The sequence below is a fragment of the Occultella gossypii genome (assembly GCF_019947135.1).
Taxonomy (GTDB): domain Bacteria; phylum Actinomycetota; class Actinomycetes; order Actinomycetales; family Beutenbergiaceae; genus Occultella; species Occultella gossypii.
On record NZ_JAGSHT010000005.1, the window covers coordinates 47,930 to 65,616 of the forward strand.

18 protein-coding genes are annotated in these 17,687 nt (G+C 70.9%); 4 read left to right on the forward strand and 14 right to left on the reverse strand.

Features of this window, described 5'->3' with window-relative positions:
• Positions 1–34: 34 nt before the first annotated feature.
• From KCQ71_RS05005 to KCQ71_RS05025, 5 genes are read right to left on the reverse strand one after another with little or no spacing between them, the layout of a single operon-like run.
• Complete coding sequence (locus KCQ71_RS05005; protein ID WP_223403490.1) at positions 35–2,755, reverse strand: winged helix-turn-helix domain-containing protein; 2,721 nt, start codon at positions 2,753–2,755, stop codon at positions 35–37.
• 41 nt (positions 2,756–2,796) lie between these two features.
• On the reverse strand, positions 2,797–3,384 hold the full coding sequence (locus KCQ71_RS05010) for a maleylpyruvate isomerase family mycothiol-dependent enzyme (protein WP_223403492.1): 588 nt from the start codon (positions 3,382–3,384) through the stop codon (positions 2,797–2,799).
• Positions 3,381–3,806, reverse strand: a complete 426-nt coding sequence (locus KCQ71_RS05015) for a VOC family protein (RefSeq protein ID WP_223403494.1) — start codon at positions 3,804–3,806, stop codon at positions 3,381–3,383. Before KCQ71_RS05015 ends, KCQ71_RS05010 begins: the two co-directional genes overlap by 4 nt.
• Before the next feature lie 9 nt (positions 3,807–3,815).
• Positions 3,816–4,247: a helix-turn-helix transcriptional regulator gene (locus tag KCQ71_RS05020; protein ID WP_223403496.1), complete on the reverse strand. Its 432-nt coding sequence runs from the start codon at positions 4,245–4,247 to the stop codon at positions 3,816–3,818.
• Positions 4,248–4,259: 12 nt separating this feature from the next.
• On the reverse strand, positions 4,260–4,628 hold the full coding sequence (locus KCQ71_RS05025; protein ID WP_223403498.1) for a DUF1330 domain-containing protein: 369 nt from the start codon (positions 4,626–4,628) through the stop codon (positions 4,260–4,262).
• Between the two features lie 121 nt (positions 4,629–4,749).
• Between KCQ71_RS05025 and KCQ71_RS05030 the strand changes: the two genes are divergently transcribed.
• Both KCQ71_RS05030 and KCQ71_RS05035 read left to right on the forward strand, forming a co-directional pair.
• Complete coding sequence (locus tag KCQ71_RS05030; RefSeq protein ID WP_223403501.1) at positions 4,750–5,727, forward strand: chymotrypsin family serine protease; 978 nt, start codon at positions 4,750–4,752, stop codon at positions 5,725–5,727.
• 7 nt (positions 5,728–5,734) lie between these two features.
• Positions 5,735–5,953, forward strand: coding sequence for a hypothetical protein (locus KCQ71_RS05035; RefSeq protein WP_223403503.1), 219 nt, complete (start codon positions 5,735–5,737; stop codon positions 5,951–5,953).
• A 39-nt stretch (positions 5,954–5,992) separates the two neighbouring features.
• Here the strand turns inward: KCQ71_RS05035 and KCQ71_RS05040 are convergent, their stop codons facing one another.
• The 9 genes from KCQ71_RS05040 to KCQ71_RS05080 all read right to left on the reverse strand — a co-directional run bounded on the left by KCQ71_RS05040 (position 5,993) and on the right by KCQ71_RS05080 (position 15,238).
• A complete protein-coding gene (locus KCQ71_RS05040) occupies positions 5,993–7,276 on the reverse strand; it encodes an ROK family protein (protein WP_223403505.1) in 1,284 nt (427 codons plus the stop codon).
• Between the two features lie 18 nt (positions 7,277–7,294).
• On the reverse strand, positions 7,295–8,386 hold the full coding sequence (locus KCQ71_RS05045; protein ID WP_223403507.1) for a Gfo/Idh/MocA family protein: 1,092 nt from the start codon (positions 8,384–8,386) through the stop codon (positions 7,295–7,297).
• Positions 8,387–8,426: 40 nt separating this feature from the next.
• Positions 8,427–9,212 (reverse strand): SDR family NAD(P)-dependent oxidoreductase, encoded by a 786-nt coding sequence (locus tag KCQ71_RS05050; RefSeq protein ID WP_223403509.1) that lies wholly within the window; start codon positions 9,210–9,212, stop codon positions 8,427–8,429.
• A gap of 36 nt (positions 9,213–9,248) precedes the next feature.
• A complete protein-coding gene (locus KCQ71_RS05055; protein WP_223403512.1) occupies positions 9,249–10,565 on the reverse strand; it encodes an ABC transporter substrate-binding protein in 1,317 nt (438 codons plus the stop codon).
• A gap of 79 nt (positions 10,566–10,644) precedes the next feature.
• On the reverse strand, positions 10,645–11,709 hold the full coding sequence (locus tag KCQ71_RS05060; RefSeq protein ID WP_223403514.1) for a Gfo/Idh/MocA family protein: 1,065 nt from the start codon (positions 11,707–11,709) through the stop codon (positions 10,645–10,647).
• On the reverse strand, positions 11,706–12,422 hold the full coding sequence (locus KCQ71_RS05065) for a hypothetical protein (RefSeq protein ID WP_223403516.1): 717 nt from the start codon (positions 12,420–12,422) through the stop codon (positions 11,706–11,708). Before KCQ71_RS05065 ends, KCQ71_RS05060 begins: the two co-directional genes overlap by 4 nt.
• Positions 12,409–13,425: a Gfo/Idh/MocA family protein gene (locus KCQ71_RS05070; RefSeq protein WP_223403518.1), complete on the reverse strand. Its 1,017-nt coding sequence runs from the start codon at positions 13,423–13,425 to the stop codon at positions 12,409–12,411. The genes KCQ71_RS05065 and KCQ71_RS05070 overlap by 14 nt, the downstream gene beginning before the upstream one ends.
• Positions 13,425–14,288: a carbohydrate ABC transporter permease gene (locus KCQ71_RS05075; RefSeq protein WP_223403520.1), complete on the reverse strand. Its 864-nt coding sequence runs from the start codon at positions 14,286–14,288 to the stop codon at positions 13,425–13,427. Before KCQ71_RS05075 ends, KCQ71_RS05070 begins: the two co-directional genes overlap by 1 nt.
• Complete coding sequence (locus tag KCQ71_RS05080; protein ID WP_223403523.1) at positions 14,285–15,238, reverse strand: carbohydrate ABC transporter permease; 954 nt, start codon at positions 15,236–15,238, stop codon at positions 14,285–14,287. The genes KCQ71_RS05075 and KCQ71_RS05080 overlap by 4 nt, the downstream gene beginning before the upstream one ends.
• Before the next feature lie 224 nt (positions 15,239–15,462).
• Between KCQ71_RS05080 and KCQ71_RS05085 the strand changes: the two genes are divergently transcribed.
• Together KCQ71_RS05085 and KCQ71_RS05090 are read left to right on the forward strand one after the other, a co-directional pair.
• A complete protein-coding gene (locus KCQ71_RS05085; RefSeq protein ID WP_223403525.1) occupies positions 15,463–16,644 on the forward strand; it encodes a XylR family transcriptional regulator in 1,182 nt (393 codons plus the stop codon).
• Positions 16,645–16,701: 57 nt separating this feature from the next.
• Positions 16,702–17,583, forward strand: coding sequence for a DUF2268 domain-containing putative Zn-dependent protease (locus KCQ71_RS05090; protein ID WP_223403526.1), 882 nt, complete (start codon positions 16,702–16,704; stop codon positions 17,581–17,583).
• Positions 17,584–17,687 lie beyond the last annotated feature (104 nt).

Here is a 17,687-nt window from a genome sequence, read left to right on the forward strand (position 1 = left end):
CAAGGTGGTGATCGTCTGCGCCGCAGAGCTGCGGCTAGAGAAGGCCTTGTTCGGCGCCCCGTCGGACGGCGGCGCGGCGGGTGTTCACGTCGAGCTTGGTGAAGATGTGCTTGGTGTGGGTGCGCAGCGTGTTGACGGAGACGAAAAGCCGCTGGGCGATCTCGGGGCCGGCCAGGTCGGTCGCGAGCAGGCGCAGCACCTCGAGCTCGCGGTCGCTGAGGCGGTCGTCGGGCGGCGCGAGGTCTGGCGCCGCTTCGCCTGCCGCGTCCTGCCCGACGGCGTCCAGTAGTTCGCGCGCGAGTGCAGCCTGCTTCGGGTCGGCGACGGCGGCCCGCAACAGTTCGAGCATCGGTTCGCCCTCGTCGAGGAACAGCCGCCGGTAGCCGGCCGGCACGCCGAGCGTCAGTGCGCGTCCGAGGTCGACGAGCGCGGCATCGAGGTCGCCGCCCGCGTGCTGGGCGAGCGCGCGAACCACCAGCGCGTCGAGCACGCTGCCGGTGCGCCCGGCCGCGTCGGCGGCCGCCGCGAGGTGACCCAACCGGTCGGTGACGTCGCCCAGGGAAGCAGCCCCGCCGTCGGGCCGGTGGTCGGCCACCTCGAGCCGGGCCAGGGTGAGCTGGTCGAACTCGGCCAGGTAGGCGGGGTCCGCGTCGGGCGTGAGGTCCCGCCGGCGGGCCCAGTCACGGGCGTCGGCGAGCCCGCCCTGCGCGATCCGGAGGCGTGCGCGGGCCGCCGGGATCGGGTGGACGTCGGGGAAGAAGCCCGGCCGGAACAGCGGCTCGGCGGCGTCGAGGCTCGCCACCGCGCCGGCGAGGTCCCCGCGCGCTCGCAGCAGGTGAGCCATCGCGGTATGCCAGCGGTGCCGGTTCTCCGGCAGCGACGCGCGGTCGCCGAGGTCACGGGCGGCTTGCAGGTGCGCCGCGGCGGCAGTTAGCTCGCCCTGCTCACGCAGCACGTCCGCGAGGCCGACGTGCAGGTCGCCGGTCGTCGACAGCGGCGGGTGGCTCTGGGCGACCTCGAGGGCGTGCTCGTAGAGCCGGCGCGCCTGGTCGGGTCGGCCGCGCGCCAGCCACATCTCGGCGAGGATGACCGTGGCGCCGAGCGCATCGGCGACGTTCCCGGCCTGATGCAGGCTGCGCACCGCCTGCTCGAAGGTACCCAGCGCCGTCGGGAGGTCGCCGGCGGCCCAGGCGGCCATGCCGAGGAATCCGGCCGCGGCGCCGCGGGACATGTGGTCCTCGCCCGCCAGGTCCAGGGCGCGCCGGGCGTGTTCGAGCGTCCCGGCGATGTCCCCGCCGGCCTGGGCGAGGGAGGCGCGGTAGGCGGCGAGCAAGGAGGGAAGGGCCGCCAGCTCGCGGTCGCGGGCCTTGGCGGCGTCCGACGGCGGGGGTTGCGTCCGCGGGCTCGGCGTCTCGTCCGTGGTGGGCTGGGTGAGCGCGGCCTCGGCCGCATCCAGCCAGTCGGCGGCGCGGTCGAGGTCGCCGTCGGACAGCAGCGACCAGGCGAAGGTCGCGGCCAGCAGGGGACGGCCTCGGACCTCGGCCTCGGGCAGAGCACGCACCCACGCGCGCAGGTCGCGGTCCTCGCGGCGCCGGCGCAGGCCGGCGACGGCCAGTTCGACCAGGTCGGCCGCCTGCCCGGCGTCGCCGCCCGCGAGAGCGTGCGGGACGCCGTCGGGCAGTTGCTCGTGCGCGGCGTACCAGGCTGCGGCCGCGCGGTGCAGGCGCCGCGCCCGCTCCGGGTCCTGCGCGCCCAACCGGGCCCTGAGCGCCTCGGCGAACAGGTGGTGGTAACGGAACCAGCGGCGCTCGTCGTCGAGAGGGACGAGGAACAGGTTGGCGCGCTCGAGCTCGGCGAGGGTGGCGGCCCCGTCGGTGCGGCCGGTGAGGGCGTCGCACAGCGAACCGGTCAGGGCGCCGAGGATGGCGGTGTCGAGCAGGAACCGGGCGTTCTGATCGGGCTGGGAGTCGAGGACCTCCTCGACGAGGTAGTCGAGGACGAAGCGGTGGCTGCCGGCGAAGTCGTCGATGAACGCGTCGAGGCTGCGGGCGTCGGAGCCGATCCGGGTGCGGGCGGACAGCGCAGCGAGCTGGAGGCCGGCGGCCCAGCCCTCCGTGCGCTCCTCGAGCGCTGCGACGTGCTCGGCCGCGAGAGGCAGGTCCATGACATCGGTGAGGAACGCCGTCGCCTCGTCCTGGGTGAACCTCAGGTCGGCGGCGCGGATCTCGACGAGCTCGCCACGTGCGCGCAGCCGCGGCAACGGCAGCGGCGGGTCCACGCGGGTGGTGATCGCGAGGGTGACCTGGGGCGGCAGGTTGTCGAGAAGGAACGTGACCGCCTCGTGCGCGGGCGCGGCGTCGAGGACGTGGAAGTCGTCCAGGGCGATCACCGTGCGGCCGGGCAGGGCGTCGAGGTCGTTGATCAGGCTGGCCAGGGCAGCCTCCGGGTCGTTCTCGAGGAGCCGCGAGGCGTCGTCGCCGGTCCCCGGGCTCGCGACCTGGACGGCGGCGATCAGGTGGGTGAGGAAGCGGTGGGCGTCCGCGTCGGTGGGGTCCAGGGACAGCCAGGCGACCCGCGCGGCGTCGGTGCCGCCGAGCCACTGGGTCATCAGGGTCGTCTTGCCGAAGCCCGCCGGCGCAGCGATCAGGACGAGGCGAGGGTTCGCCGGGCCGCGCAGGCGGTCGGTGAGGCGGGCCCGCGGGACGAGCCGGCGGCGCGAGGACGGCACGTGCAGCTTGGTGCCGAGGAGAGGCATGAGGACAGGCTAGGGCAGCGCGCCGGCGCAGGATCTGGTCCTCAGAGGGCGATGTGGCGACCGGCCAACGCGAGGACCAGCTCGGCCGCCGGCCGTTCGACGGGCCGCCCCTGGCCATGCCGCCAGTCGAGGTCGGTGGCGCTCAGCGCCAGGCCATCGATCTCGACGCCGAACATGGTCGGCGAGGTATCAGCGAGCCCGTCGAGCACGAGGTGAGTGGCCGCCGTCGGGAAGTGGCATTCGAGCCCGAGCGGCCAGGTGGCGTCGAGCCCGTGGATGACGACGTGGCTGAGCGAGCCGGCCACCCCACCGACGGGCATCGCGAACGTCGCCATCGTGTCGCTGCGCAGGTCGGCCAGGAGCGAGTCGACCGGTAGGGCGCCGTCACGCAGGGCGAGCCGGTCGGACATGGTCTGGAAGTCGAATCCGTCCGCGGCGAGCTCGGCGGTGAAGGCGGCCTCGTCGTAGCGCGCGGCCATGGTCAGGTGCGCGATCACGTTCGCGACGGTCCAGCCCGCGCACATCGACGGCTCCCGCCAGCGGGCTTCGTCGACGCTCGCGAGAGCATCGGCGAGGGCGGCGTAGGAGGTCCCGAGGACGGGCAGCATCGCGGTGTCGACGGTGCTCATTCCGGCGCCGTCACCTGGGCGAGGCGGACCTGGTTACCGGACGGATCCCGGAAGCCGCAGTCGATGCCGTACGGCCGTGACTCCGGCTTGTCGGTGAACTCCACGCCGGCGGCGACCATCGCGTTGTAGTCGCGCTGGACGTCGTCGGTGACCAGGAAGACCGCGCCGGCCAGGCCCGACGTCACGACCTTCTGGACCAGGGCGTGCTGCTCGTCCGTGACGACCGGCGCCGTCGGGATCGCCATCAGCGCGATCTCGACGTCCGGCTGGTCCCGCGGACCGACCGTGAGCCAGCGGAAGTTCGGTAGCTCGGGGAACGTCCAGTCCGAGCGGAGCTCGAAGCCGACCTTCGACGTCCAGAAGGCGAGGGCGACCTCCTGGTCGTGGACCCACAGATTCACCGTTGCGATCGTGATGCTCATTCCTCGACGTTAGCGAGGCGGATCGGCGGGGTCTTCTCGAAACGTGCGGTGTACGGGCCGGGCCTCGCGGCGCACCACGCAGTTCGGCAGACCGAACGCGCGCGGCACGGCCATCGCCTCACGGTAGGCGGTCGGGGTGCGGCCGAACATCCGCGTGAAGCTGGTGGTGAAGCTGCCGACGCTGGCCAGTCCGACCTCCATGCAGACGTCGGCGACCCGGTGGTCGGTGTTGCGCAGCAGCGCGGCGGCCCGTTCCAGCCGGCGGGTGAGGAGGTGGCCGTGCGGTGAGACGCCGAACGCGTCCCGGAACGCGCGAGTGAAGTGGCCCGGGCTCAGCCCCGCCGCCGCGGCCATGTCCGCGACGCCGATCGGCTCGGCGTACGAGCGATCGGCGAGGTCCCTGGCGCGGAGCAGGTGACGCTCGACCGGCAGGCTGGTCACCTGACCAGTGTGTCAGGCGGAGCCCGACTGGGCGCTCGCACGCAGCTGGGCGACGGTTGCCTCGGCACGGTACCCGGGCTCGACGCCGGTCAGCACCGCCAGCGCCGAACGTGAGTGCGCCGCCCGCAGGCCGAGGATCTCCTGGTACGCGGGGGAGGCGTACCAGCGGTGTGCGTCGTCCGGGCTAGGGAACTCGATCATGACGATGTTGCCGGGCACCGAGCCCTCGAGGACCTGCGGGAGCGTTCCGTGGACGAGCCATTGGCCGCCGAAGGGGGCGAACGTGGACTCGATGCGCGACATGTACTCGAGGATGTCCGGTCCGATCTCGACGTCTTCCAGATAGGCGATCGCAAAGCCGCGTGGGGTCTCGTTGGTCATGCTGTGGAGTCTGTCCGCCTCGGCCCGAGGACGCACGCTCTTTTGGACCCGGCAGCTCGCTCTCCGCGCCGGCAGCGTCCACGCGGAGGCGGATGTCAGAGCACGCGCGCAGACTGTTGGTATGGATCTCAACGAGGCACGCGAGCTCAAGAGGCAGGTGATCGCGTCCGCGAGCGAGCGTCTGGCCGGCGGGGTCGGGGCCGCGGCCACACCCGAATTGGTGCCGTTCGCCGTCGGGATCGCACCTCGGGGCGGGGCCGGCTTCGGCGTGGCGGTGCGTTACGACCACGGTGACGAGCGGACCACCGAGATGGCGCACGCGCTGACGGATGAGTTCGGTCCCGACGCTGACGTTCGGCCGGTCGGGCGCGTGCGGGCACTCGCCGGTGGGCCGATCGTGCCGACCGCGCTGACCGTGGGGGAGACGGGACGGGTGCGCCCGCTGCGGCCGGGGATCTCGGTAGCGCACGTCGCGGTGACCGCGGGTACCCTCGGCGGGTTCGTCACCCTGCCCGACGGCGTCGCGCATGTTCTCTCCAACTATCACGTCCTTGTGGGGTCGCCGTCGGGGCAGCTCGGCGACGCCGTGCTGCAGCCGGGCCCGGCTGACGGCGGGCAGGACCCGCAGGACCGGATCGGCTCACTGGCCGCCATGGTGCCGTTGTCACCCGGGCGGCCGGCGACGGTGGACGCAGCCCTCGCCTCGCTCGAGGACGTCGAGTTCGATGCCACCTACCCGGCCGGGACCCTCACCGGCACGGCGGTCGCGGAGGGAGACGAGGCGGTCCAGAAGATCGGGCGCACCACCGGCATCACCGACGGACGGGTGAGTGCCATCGAGTTGGACGGGCTCGTCATCTCCTACGGCGAGGGCCTTGGCGAGCTGCGCTTCGACGACCAGATCGAGGTCGAGTCCACCGGGGACGGACCCTTCTCCCAGGGCGGCGACAGCGGGTCGCTGGTGTACCTCGTGGACGATGTGCGCGCCGTCGGGCTGCTCTTCGCGGGCAGCGAGACAGGTGGCCCGAACGGCACCGGGCTGACCTACCTCAACCCGATCGAGACGGTGCTGGCGGCGCTCGACGCGACGCTGGTGTGAGCAGGCGATGAGCGACCTGGCCCAGGCGCGAGCGGCCAAGGAACACCTGGCCGCGGAGGTCGGCGAGCGGGACGGCGTGGTCGGCATCGGCTTGGAACGACTGCCGGACGGCTACGGCGTCCGGGTGAACGTGCGCGACGCGCACGCGGCCGAACAGGTTCCGGCGACAGTCGACGGCGTGGACGTGCGCATCGTCGTCGTCGGCACCATCCGTGCCGAGGGCTGAGCCCGGTCGGCGGAACATCCCCGCGTGGAACAGCGGCGGTCAACCGCTCAGGACACCAGGCTTGACCAGCCATCGTTCCGTGTCGGCGAGCGCCTCTTCGAGGATGCTGAGCGCGCCACCGCGCATGGCGGCATGGGACGACGTGATCGATGCCTCGAGCCGCGGTCGCACGACGTGGCCTGCCGGGAGACGCTGCCGTAGTGCCGCGTCGACCTGCTCGCCGACGAACGGCAGGATGGCGGCGAGGGTGTCGCCGAAGACGACGACTGGGGTGCTGACCAGTGTCATCATCGTCGCGACCACTTCGCCGAGGGCCGCGCCGGCGTCGGCGAGCGCCGTGTGGAGGGCGGGTTCGGTCCCGGCGTGGGCGATGTCGGTGAGCCTGTCGATGGTTGTCGTCGTCGGGAGCCCGGCGCGCCGGAGCAGCGCACGTCGTCCGACGTATTCGTCGAGGGGGTGCCGCTCGAGCGCCCGTCCACCGACGACGGTGCCTCCGACGGGGATCCAGCCGACGTTTCCGTCCCAGCCCTTCGCGTCGGTGACGAGCTGCCCGTCGACGATGATCGAGGACCCGATGCTGTTGTCGCCCGACACCCACGCGAATGAGCCGCCACCCTGAGAGGTCTCCCGGTAGCGGCTCTCGGCGAGCGCCGACATCGGGCCGACCGAGCCGAGCCGGAGCGGTCGTGCGCCCAGCCGAGAGTCCTCGCCCAGACGACCGAGGATGTCGACGTCGTGCCAGCCGAGGTTGCGTGCCACGACGATCGTTCCCTTGTTGACCGCGCCGGGCAGGGACACGTGCGAGCCCACATGCCAGCGCCCGCGAGCCGGCGGACCAGTCAGCAGTTCTTCGGCGAGCGTCATCAGTTCGGCGAGCACCGCGCACGGGTCGCTGGCGAAGTAGTCGCCGTCGACGACGCGCTCGGCCACCACGTTCCCGGCCAGGTCCACCAGACACCCGCCGAGGCTCGTCGTGTTGACCTCGAGCCCGAGCGCGACGTGCGTACCGGCCGCGGGAGCGAGCGGCCGCACCGGCCGTCCCGCGCCCCGCGTCGGCACCCGCTCTCGCTCCTCCACCACGGCAGCGGTGAGCAGCACCTCGACCAGGCGCGACACCGTGGCCCGCGTCAGCCCGCTCGTGTCGACGATCTGCGCGCGCGACACCGGCTCATCGGCCGTGAAGATGTGCGAGGCGACGAGCGCGAGGTTGGAGTGCCGCAGGCTCTGCTGCCGGACCGGTTGGCGCAGCAGGCCGGCGCCCCCGATCCGGGGTCGCTCGGGGTGGACCGCCGGCTCGGACCCCGCCCCGGCCCGAGCGCTCACGGCAGGCGTGTTCGCTGCCTAGAACCGAGGCAGCGCGAGGGTCGCGCCGCCCTGCATCGCCGACTCGTGGGCCAGCAGGCCGACCGACGTCCAGTTCGCCGCCGTTCGAGCGTCGACCGACGGTGCCCGTCCCTCAACCAGGCTCCGCACGAACTCGTGGACGAGGTGCGGGTGTGAGCCGCCATGGCCGCTGCCTTGCGCGAACGAGAGGTGCGCATTCTCGGCATCGTATACACCGCGCGTGGTGTACGCCCGGATCTCGTCGGGCAGGAGGTGGGCGTAGTCCGGCACGGTCAGCGCGGACGCCTCCTCCCCGCGGAAGAGCACCGGCTCGCTCGCCTCGGTCTGGGCCCACTCGAACGACGCGAGCGAGCCGTACACATCGAAGCTCTCCACGTATTCGCGGGCCGTCGCGAACAGTGACCGGCTCGCCTCGGCGGCGAGGTCGCTGTCCCGGACGGTGATGTGCGCGCTCTCGACCGCGAACGGTGACCCGTACCGGCCCTGCAGGTCATCCGGGATCCGTCCGGACCCGACGCACGTCACCGTGTCCGCGGGTGCGCCGGCCAGGGCCAGCAGGGGCCCGACGGCGTGCGTGGCGTAGTGCATCGGTGGCAGGCCCTCCCAGTAGTCCGGCCAGCCCGTCATATCCTGGTGGTGCGCCCCTCGCAGGAACTGCAGGCGCCCGAGTTCGCCATCGCGATAGAGCTGCTGGACGTGCAGGAACTCGCGCGAGTAGACGACGGTCTCCATCATCATGTAGCTCCGCCTGCTCGCGTCGGCGGCGGCGACCACCCGGGCGCAGTCCTCCACCGCGGTCGCCATGGGGACCGTACAGGCCACGTGCTTGCCGGCCTCCAGCGCGGCCACCGACTGATCGGCGTGCAGGGGGATGGGCGTGTTGAGATGGACGGCGTCGATCTCCTCATCGCGCAGCAGCTCCTCGTAGGAGGTGTACCGCCGCTCGACGCCGAAGGCATCCCCGATCGCGTCGAGCTTGCCCTGGTCACGCTGGCAGATCGCGACGAGTTCGGCGTCGGGGTGCGCCTGGTAGATCGGGATGAACTCGGCGCCGAACCCGAGCCCGACCAGCGCGACACGAAGCGTCATGGGATGCCCCCGAGTGCCGCCGTCGACGAACCGGAGTCGCTCATCCGAGCCTGCCGGAGAGCGCAGCGAGCCCGCCGTCGACCGACAGGCATGCTCCGGTGATGTAGGAGGCGTGGTCGCTCGCGAGGAACGCGACCGCGTGGGCGATCTCCTCGGGCCTGCCCTGACGGCGCAGCACGCCCGGACCGCCCTCGTGGGGCTCGGTGATGGTCGGGTCGATCTCGCGGCCGGCCTCGGCTGCGCGGTCCTTGTGGAAGTCGGTCAGCGTCGGCCCCGGCAGGATGGCGTTGACCCGGATGCCCTCGTCGGCATGGTCGCAGGCGAGCGAGCGGGTGAGGCCCAGCACGCCCGCCTTGGTCGCGTCGTACTGCGCCATTCCCGGTCGCCCGACGATCCCGTTCGCCGACGAGATGTTCACGATCGACGCACCGCGACCGGCCATCAGCGGGATGAGGTGCTTGCAGGTCAGCCCCGGGCCGATCAGGTTGACGTCGGTGATGAACTTCCAGGACTCGAGGGTGGCCTCGGTCACCGGCCCGTAGACCCGCGCCGCCGCGTTGTTGACGAGGACGTCGACCCCGCCGAACCGGTCCCGGCACAGCGTCGCCAGCGCGATCGCGTCCTCCTCCGACGCGATGTCGAGCTGGATTGCGGCCGCGTCCGGCGCGCCGAGTTCGAGCGCGGCCGCGCGCGCCTGCTCCGCGCGCTCGGCGTCATAGTCGGCGACGACGACGATCGCTCCTTCGGCGGCCAGGATGTTGACGGTCTGTCGGCCGATGCCGGCGCCGCCACCGGTGACGACGGCGACCTTGTTGCTGAAGCGCATGTTTCTCCTTGTGGATTGGTGGTGCTGGGTGTGAGGTCAGGCGAGCGTCGAGGCGGCCTGGTCGAAGAAGCTGTCGACCGCCGTCGGGATGTCGGTCTGACCGAAGCGGACCTCCTCGGCGATACGGCCGAGGAGTTGGTAGACGTCACGGCCGGAGCGCGGTGTCAGGTAGTCCATCGGCGAGCCGATCTCGGTGATGAGCGCGAGGTACTCCGACGGTGTCCGCAGGCCCGAGGGGTCGGGCTCGTCCTCGACCAGGGCCGCGGCCTCCGGGCTCGGCGGCACGCCGCGCGAGTTGCCGATGACCTCCACCGCTTCCGGGTCGTTGATCCAGAAGTTGAGGAACCGCGCGCACTCGGTCGGGTACGGCGTGCCGGCCCAGGCGCTCATGAAGAGGTTCGGCCGCACGAAGTTCGCCGGCTTGGAGCCGCCCGCGGTGTCGGGCATCGGCAACGCCTGGATCGACGACTCCATCAACGCTCGGACACCGGTGAGCTCGCTCGTCGTCGTGAAGTAGAGCGGCGCGCGGCCACCCACGAGCGGACTGGTCTCGTGGCTGAGGTTCTCGGCCTCGATGTCGGGGGTGACGCAGCCGCCGTCGGCACGCATCGTCGCCCACCACTCCCAGAACTCGGCGAGGTCCTCCTTCTCGAAACCGAGCGTGACCGGGCTGTCCTCGGCGTTGAAGAACCGCTTGCCGCGGCCGCGTACCCAGGGCTCGAGCAGCTCGTAGCGCCCGGAGCCGTCGGACATGCCGTACAGGTCCCCGCCACCTCCCTCGCGGATCGTCAGGGCGAGCTCGGCCAGGTCGTCCCAGGTCCAGCCCTCCTCGGGCAGTGACAGTCCGAGTTCCTCGACCTGGTCGCGATCGGCCAGCACCGTGAAGCCGTCGGTGCTGATCGGGACGCCGGCGCGGATGCCGTCGATCACGCCATAGGACTGCAGATCCGTGTTCCAGGTGCTGGTGTCGATGACGTCGCCGATGTACTCCTCGAGATCGAGCAGCGCACCGCGCTGCGCGTAGTCGACGATCATCTGGTTCGACATCTGCATCGCGTCCGGGCCGTTGTCGCCCGCGATCTGGGTCGCCATCCGGTCCCAGAAGTCATCCCAGGACGCGTTCTCGCCGGTGATGGTGACGTTCTCCGACCGGCTGTTGTAGAGCTCGATCGCCTCGGTGGTGGTGCGGTTCATCTCCTCATGCCCCCACCAGGCGAAGCGCATGTCCTTGGGTGCGTCGTCGTCCTCGGGGCCGGTGTTGCCGCCGCCTTGCCCGCAGGCGGCGGTGGCGCCGATCGCGGCGGCGCCGAACGCAACGCCGGTGGAGCGGAGCAGGAGTCTTCTGCTGATCATGGTCGTTCCTCTCGGAAGGTCGCGTCGTCGCGACCTGGTCGGGTGATGCGGGGGTGGTGTTGTGCCGCCGGCGATCAGGTCATCGGGCGACGGCTGAGGCGGACGTGGGGTGGACCGCTGGGGTGGTCCCAGGGAGATCGCAGGCGGCCAGGACCGCCTCGATGACGGCGAGCGTGCGGGCGCCGTCGGCGACGTCGACCGGGCTCGGGGCGGTGCCATGCACGGAGTCGATGAATGCCGTCATCCCGCGCCGCATCAGCTCGACGTTCTCGGCGGCCATGCATGCCGCGATGGCGTCTGCGTCGTCGGGCGCCACGGGGGAGATCACGTCCGGGACGTGTGTCCCGGTGCCGAGAGCCGTGCGGGCAGGGGTGACATGGAAGCGGAGGGTGGCAGCGTCGCCGAAGAGCTCGCCGCCCCAGCCGGTGTTCCATGGGTCGGCTTCGTGAGCGGTGAAGTCGATGGTGACGACGGTCTCGCCGATCCGCATCGTCGCGGCGAGCGCGTCCTCACCCGGACTGCTGGTGCCGGGTCGACGGACGCGGGTGGCGCGGATGTCGCTGGGCTCACCGAGCAGGTGCCGGATGACGTCGACCATGTGGCAGCCCGCCTCCATGAACGGCGTGACCACGTTGGTGCCGTCGGCGAACCAGTGCGCCATCGAGCGCCACGCCTGATGGGGGATCGCGGAGTGGAACCGAGCCAGGTAGAGCGCTCCGAGCGTGCCATCGGCGAGCGTCCGCGCGGTGCGCTCGACGGAGTCGGAGTAGCGGGCGAAATAGCCCATCTGGCTGACGAGACCGGCTTCCTGCGCACGCGCCCCGACCTCGGCGAGTTCGGCCGCGGTCCGTGCGCCCGTTTTCTCGACGAAGACCGGCAGACCGGCGTCGATAGCGGCAAGCGCATACGGGACCGCCTCGTCGTTGCGGCCGTCGACGACGACGGCGTCTACCTCGCGGAGAGCGCGGGTCATGGACGCCACGGCGGTGGCGTCATACCGGGCCGCGAAGGTGCGTCCGGCGTCGGGGTCCGCGTCATGGACGGCGGTGATCGTCGTGCGCGGGTCGGCGCGGGCGGCGTCGGCCCAGGCGGCGGCGTGGGGATGGGTCACGCCGAGGAACGCCAGGCGGATGGGGGTGGTCACGGATTCACCTCTCGGGAGGGCGGGATGGGCGTGGGGTCGGCGAGCCGGCCGGCGAGCAGGACGAGTGCGGGGCTGAAGAGCGCGGCGAGGAGCGGACTGATCAGTACGAGCCCGATACCGACGACCGCGGCGAGCGCGACCGCCACGTGCCAGCGGCCGAAGCTCAGGGCCCGGGTGGTTGCGCGGCGGATCAGGGCGGCTCGGGTGAGCATGGGTTCGTCCGCGAGTTCGCGGACGCAGGCGGCGGTCCACCAGCCACCGAGCGCGACGGCGGCCAGATTGACGGCGACGAGCGCGGCGGCGAGGTTGCTCGGCCGCTGTCCGAGGAAGAGGAGGTTGGTTGCCGCTGCGACGAGACCGAGTGCGACGGCGGCGCTGATCGGCCAGGAGGCCAACGCCGTTCGTCGAACGAGCGTGAGCGTGTCTTGGACCGGGCGGACCGGGCGACCGGCGCGGTCCTCGGCGAGCAGGCGCGACCCGGCGGCGAGGCCGGGTAGCAGCGTGACCACGCCGGCTGCGAGCGTCAGAACGGTCATGCTGACCGCAGCGAGCAGCGCAACGGTCCGGGCGCCGTCGAGCAGCCGCTCGCCGAACGGCGTGCGGGCGACGGCGGGACGGGCGGAGCGCCGCCGGCGGCGCGCGACCGTCGGCTCCGGTCTGCCACCGGTGGACCCCCGGAGCAGGTCTGCGACGGTTGCTTCACGCCAGTTCAACGGTCCGCCCCTCTCGTGCCGAGCGGTAGGCCGCGTCGAGGGTGCGCATCGAGGCGAGTGCGTCGTCGACACTGACCTGCGGGCGAACGTCGCCGGCCGCGCAGGCGAGCGCGTGGGCCAGCGAGCGGCGCACGGAACGGGCGAACCAGTCCTCCTCGACGGCGAGCACCTGGTCGGTTCCGTCACCGCCGCGCAGCCTGAGAGCGTTGCTGGCGCCGGTCTCGACCGAGAGCCGCGCCTGGTGGGAGGTGAAGACCTCCTTGCGCCAGTCCCATCCCGGCGCACCCCAGAACCCGACGAGGGTCACGACGGCGCCGTTCACGAACTGGACGACGAGGGTGGCGGTGTCCTCGCCCTTGTCGGGGTTGGCGGCCGCGAGCTGGTGGGTGGTCGCGGTCACCCGAGCAGCGGGCCCGAACCAGAAGTGGGCAAGGTCGATGAGGTGCGAGCCCGACTCGAAGAGGCAGCCGCCGCCGGTCAGGAGCGGGTCGCCGCGCCAGTGCTCGCGGGAGCGTAGGGCGGCGAGGTGGTCGCCGAGGATCTCGATGTGGGCGACCAGCCCAGTGCCGTGGGTACCCTCGGCGAGAAGATCCCGCATCCGTTCGTGGACGGGGTCGAACCGCTGGTGGTACTTGACCAGCAGTTCACCGGCCGAGGACGCGGCGACGTCGGCGAGCGCGAGCGCCTCCGTCAGGTCGAGCGCCATCGGCTTCTCACACACCACCGAGCGACCGGCCTCGAGCGCTGCCGTCGCCTGCGGGGCGTGCAGCGCGACCGGAGTGACGAGGTCGACCAGGTGGACGCCGTCGTCGGCCAGCACGTTCTCCAGATCGGAGGCAACGTTCGGGACGTCGAACTCGGCCGCCGCCCGTCGGGCTGCGTCGACGTCCGGGTCGCACACCCAGACGACGTCGGCCCGCTCGAGTTCGGCGTAGGCCCGCAGGTGGGCCTGCCCGAACGCCCCGGCGCCGACGACGGCGACGCGCACCTTCTCCGCCGCCATCACTTCAGTCCCGTGGTCGCGATGCCGCGGATGAGGTAGCGCTGACCGAAGACGAAGAAGATGAAGATCGGCAGCAGTGAGAGCACCGACATCGCGAACAGGGCGCCCCAGTCGGTTCCGCCGATGTCGGCGAACAGTCGTACCGCCAGCGGGACGGTGAACAGGCTGTTGTCGGTGAGGAAGATCAGCGGGCGGAAGAAGTCGTTCCACGTCCAGATGAAGGAGAAGATCGCCGTTGTCGCGAGCGCCGGTGTGATGAGCGGCAGCATGATGCGCGAGTAGGTCTGGAACGGGCCGCAGCCGTCGAGTGCGGCCGCCTCGTCGATGTCGCGCGGGATGCCGCGCATGAACTGCACGATGAGGAAGACGAAGAACGCTTCGGTGGCGAAGAACTTCGGCACCGTCAGGGGCAGGAACGTGTTGAGCCAGCCGAGCTCGGAGAAGAGCACGTACTGGGGCACGATCGTCACGTGCTCGGGCAGCATGATCGTGCCGAGCAGGATCGCCATGAAGAACGCCTTCAGGCGGAACGTCATCCGGGCGAAGGCATAGGCGGTCAGGGAGCAGGCGGCGATGTTCGCGACGATCGCGAGCCCGGTGATCAGGAAGCTGTTGCCGAAGTAGGTGGCGAAGGAGTTCTGCTGGGCGTCCCAGCCGCGGGCGTAGTTGTCGAGGCTGAGGTTGCGCAGGGCGAGCGAAGCGTCGCTGAAGATCGCGGAGTTGTCACGCAACGAGCTGACGATCATCCACAGCAGCGGGTAGAGCATCCCGAGGGCGAGCAGGATCAGCAGCACGTGCATCGCGACGCGGCGGACGCGCGAGGTCTGGCGCCGCGGGGCGTCGGCGAGGTCGGCGGCGCTCATCGGTCACCGTCCCCGTAGAAGACCCAGTACCTGGAGAGCAGGAAGTTGATGCCGGTGACGATCGCGATGACGACCAGCAGCACCCACGCCATCGCCGAGGCGTATCCCATCTGGAAGCTCGTGAAGCCCTGCTGGTACAGGTAGAGCGTGTAGAACAGCGTGGAGTCGGCCGGCCCACCGGAGCCGTTGCTGACGATGTAGGCGGGCACGAACGCCTGGAAGGCGTAGATCGTCTGCAGGATCAGGTTGAAGAAGACGATCGGCGTCAGCAGGGGGACCGTGATGTTGAGGAACCGCCGGATCGGGCCGGCGCCGTCGACCTCCGCGGCCTCGTAGTAGGAGCGCGGGATCTGGCGCAGGCCGGCGAGGAAGATGATCATCGGTGACCCGAAGGTCCACACGTTGAGGGCGATGATCGTCATGAGTGCGGTGTCAGGGTTGCCGACCCAGCTGCGGCTGGACTCGATCCCGAGCAACCCGAGCGCGGAGTTGACCAGGCCGTCGGCCCCGAAGACCGTGCGCCAGAGCACCGCCACCGCCACGCTCGAGCCGATCAGCGAGGGCAGGTAGAAGACCGCGCGGTAGATCGCGATGCCCGCGATGGCACGATCGAGCAGGAGCGCCAGTCCGAGGGCGAAGGCCAACTGCAGGGGTACCGAGACCAGCACGTAGACCGCTGTCACACCGACCGAGGCGAGGTAGCGAGGGTCGCTGGTGAACATCCGGACGTAGTTCTCGAAACCCACGAACGTGGGGTCCTGCAGGAAGTTGTAGTCCGTCATGGACAGATACAGCGAGACGATCATCGGCCCGACCACGAACGCGAGCAGGCCGATGAGCCAAGGTGTCAGGAAGAGGTAGGGGGCGATCGCACGTCGACCGGCCGGGCGCCGTCGTGGCGGTTCGGGCGAAGCCGTGAGTGGCCGGCCTTCCAAGGTGGTGGTGGTCATGTGGTTCCCGTTCGCGTCGTTGCTGACAGGTGAGGCGCTGGTGCGCACCCCAAGGGATTATGTGTCCCCATGAGAAAAATTACTCGGTCGGAGTATTCGGGAGGTTCACGGGATGGCTGGAGAACGTCGTCGCTGGGTGGGACTGCTGCCGTCTGTCTTCATGTTAGGGAGCGCGTGCAGGCCGTTGCGATGCGATATATAGCTGAGTTCCTTAGAGTTCTGGCATGACTGCTGGCGCTCATCCGGTGCGCCAGGTGGCGCTGCTCATCGAGACGTCGAACGCGTACGCACGTGGCCTGCTCGCCGGGATCCAGACGTATGTGCGGGCGCACCACGGTTGGTCGCTCTACCTGGCCGAACACAGCCGGAACGAGACCGACTTCTCATGGCTGGAGGGCTGGCAGGGGGATGGGCTGATCGCGCGAGTCGAGAACACCGAGACCGCGGACCTGGTGCGGCAGCTGGGGCTGCCCACAGTGGATCTCTCGGCCGCGAGGTTGGTGCCGGAGCTGCCCGGCGCCGAGACCGACGACGACGACATCGCCAGAATCGCGGTGGAGCACTTCGCCGAGCGGGGTCTGCGCGAGTTCGCGTTCTGCGGTGACGAGCGGTTCGGGTGGTCGCGCACGCGCGGGGAGCGGTTCATGCACCACGTGGCGGAGCGGGGCGCGCACGCGCACGTCTTCGCGATGCAACGGTCGGGGATGCGGTCGCGGGACCGGCAATGGCTGGCGCGCTGGCTCAAGGACCTGCCGAAGCCAGTGGGCGTGCTGGGCTGCTACGACATCGCCGGGCAGGAGATCCTCGAAGCCTGCAGACTGGCCGACATCCCGGTACCGGACGCGGTGGCCGTGCTCGGCGTGGACAACGACGAGCTGATCGCGACGCTGACATCGCCGTCACTGTCGAGCATCCAGCCGGACACCACACGTACCGGCTACCTCGCGGCGGCGATGCTCGACCGGATGATGACGGGCGAGGTACTGGAGCCTGGCCTGCGGCTCATCCCACCGGTTCGGATCGTGGCACGGCAGTCGTCGGAGATCCTCTCGGTCGACGACCCGCAGGTGGTGGCGGCCCTGCGGTTCGTCAGGGATCGAGCGCACGGCGAGGTGAGCGTGGGTGACGTGCTACGGCAGGTGGGCTCGTCGCGGCGGGCTCTCGACCAACGCTTCGTGCGGATCCTCGGTCGCACCGTCCATGCCGAGATCACCCGGGTTCGGATGGAACGAGTGGCGGACCTGCTGTCGACCACGGACCTGACACTGCCTCAGGTGGCCGAGCGGCTCGGGTTCAGGCACAGCGAGTACATGGGTGTCGCGTTCAAGCGCGTGACCGGGCGGTCGCCCGGGCAGTACCGGAAGGACGTGCGCGGGACCTCGGTGCCCGGTGTCCCGCACGGCTGATCTGACTGGGCCAAAGCAGTTGACTCTGCCGCCGCGTCAACGTCTAGCGTCGACGACATGACATTCATCGTTCTGGACAGTCTGACCGCGATGCGTGAGGTTCTCGCCCTGCCGGTCGCCGAGCGTGCCGAGGCCGCTCGTCCGTTCCTCTCGGAGGCCGCGGGCATGTACCGCTACTTCCCGGGGGAGCCGGACGTCGTCGAGCTCCACCACCTCGGCGCCGGCTTCCGGCTCGACACCGACGACGCACGCTACCTCCCGGCTCTCGACCGTATGGCCGACGCCGACGTGTGGGGACGCGTGCAGTCGGCGCTGGACGCCGCCCTCTCGCTGCAGCTCGAGGCGACGCCGGGCATCACCGTTCCGGAGGAGATCGTCGTCCTCATCGTGCTCGGCAACCCGGCCGACGAACTCTTCATGGACGTCAGCCTCGGGGTGAGTGGCAACGGGAGCGTCACCGGGTACGTGTGGCTCAACATCTGGCCCAGCGAGGAGAACCTCGCCCGGATCGAGGCGACGGCGGTGCACGAGCTCAACCACAACCTGCGCTACGCCAACCGCGTCTGGGACCCCGCCACGGTGACCGTCGGCGAGCACGTCGTCTCCGAAGGGCTCGCCGACGCCTTCGCGCGGCAGCTGTACGGCGACCTCGGCTACACCCGGATCGGGCTCGCCAGCCTGGCCGACGACGCCGTGTTCGCCAAGACCGTTACCGGTCTCGATATCACGGGCATGCAGAACTTCACCGCCTGGGTACACGGTGACGCCCACGCCCGCCGCTACGGCACCGACCCGGTCGGCCTGCCGACCGGCGCCGGCTACTCCGCCGGCAACCGGCTCGTCGACGCCTACCTCGCCGCGACCGGGAAGACGGCGGCCGAGGCGCTGCTCGCCGACCGCGAGGACGTCATCAGGACGGCGCTCGGGTCCGCGGGCTAGGTGCCCTGCCTGGGCGGCGCCGCGCTCAGCTGGTTCCGCTGACGCAGGATGCGGGTTGCGCACGGACTGATCGACACTTCGAGTCAGGGGAGTCACGAACGCGC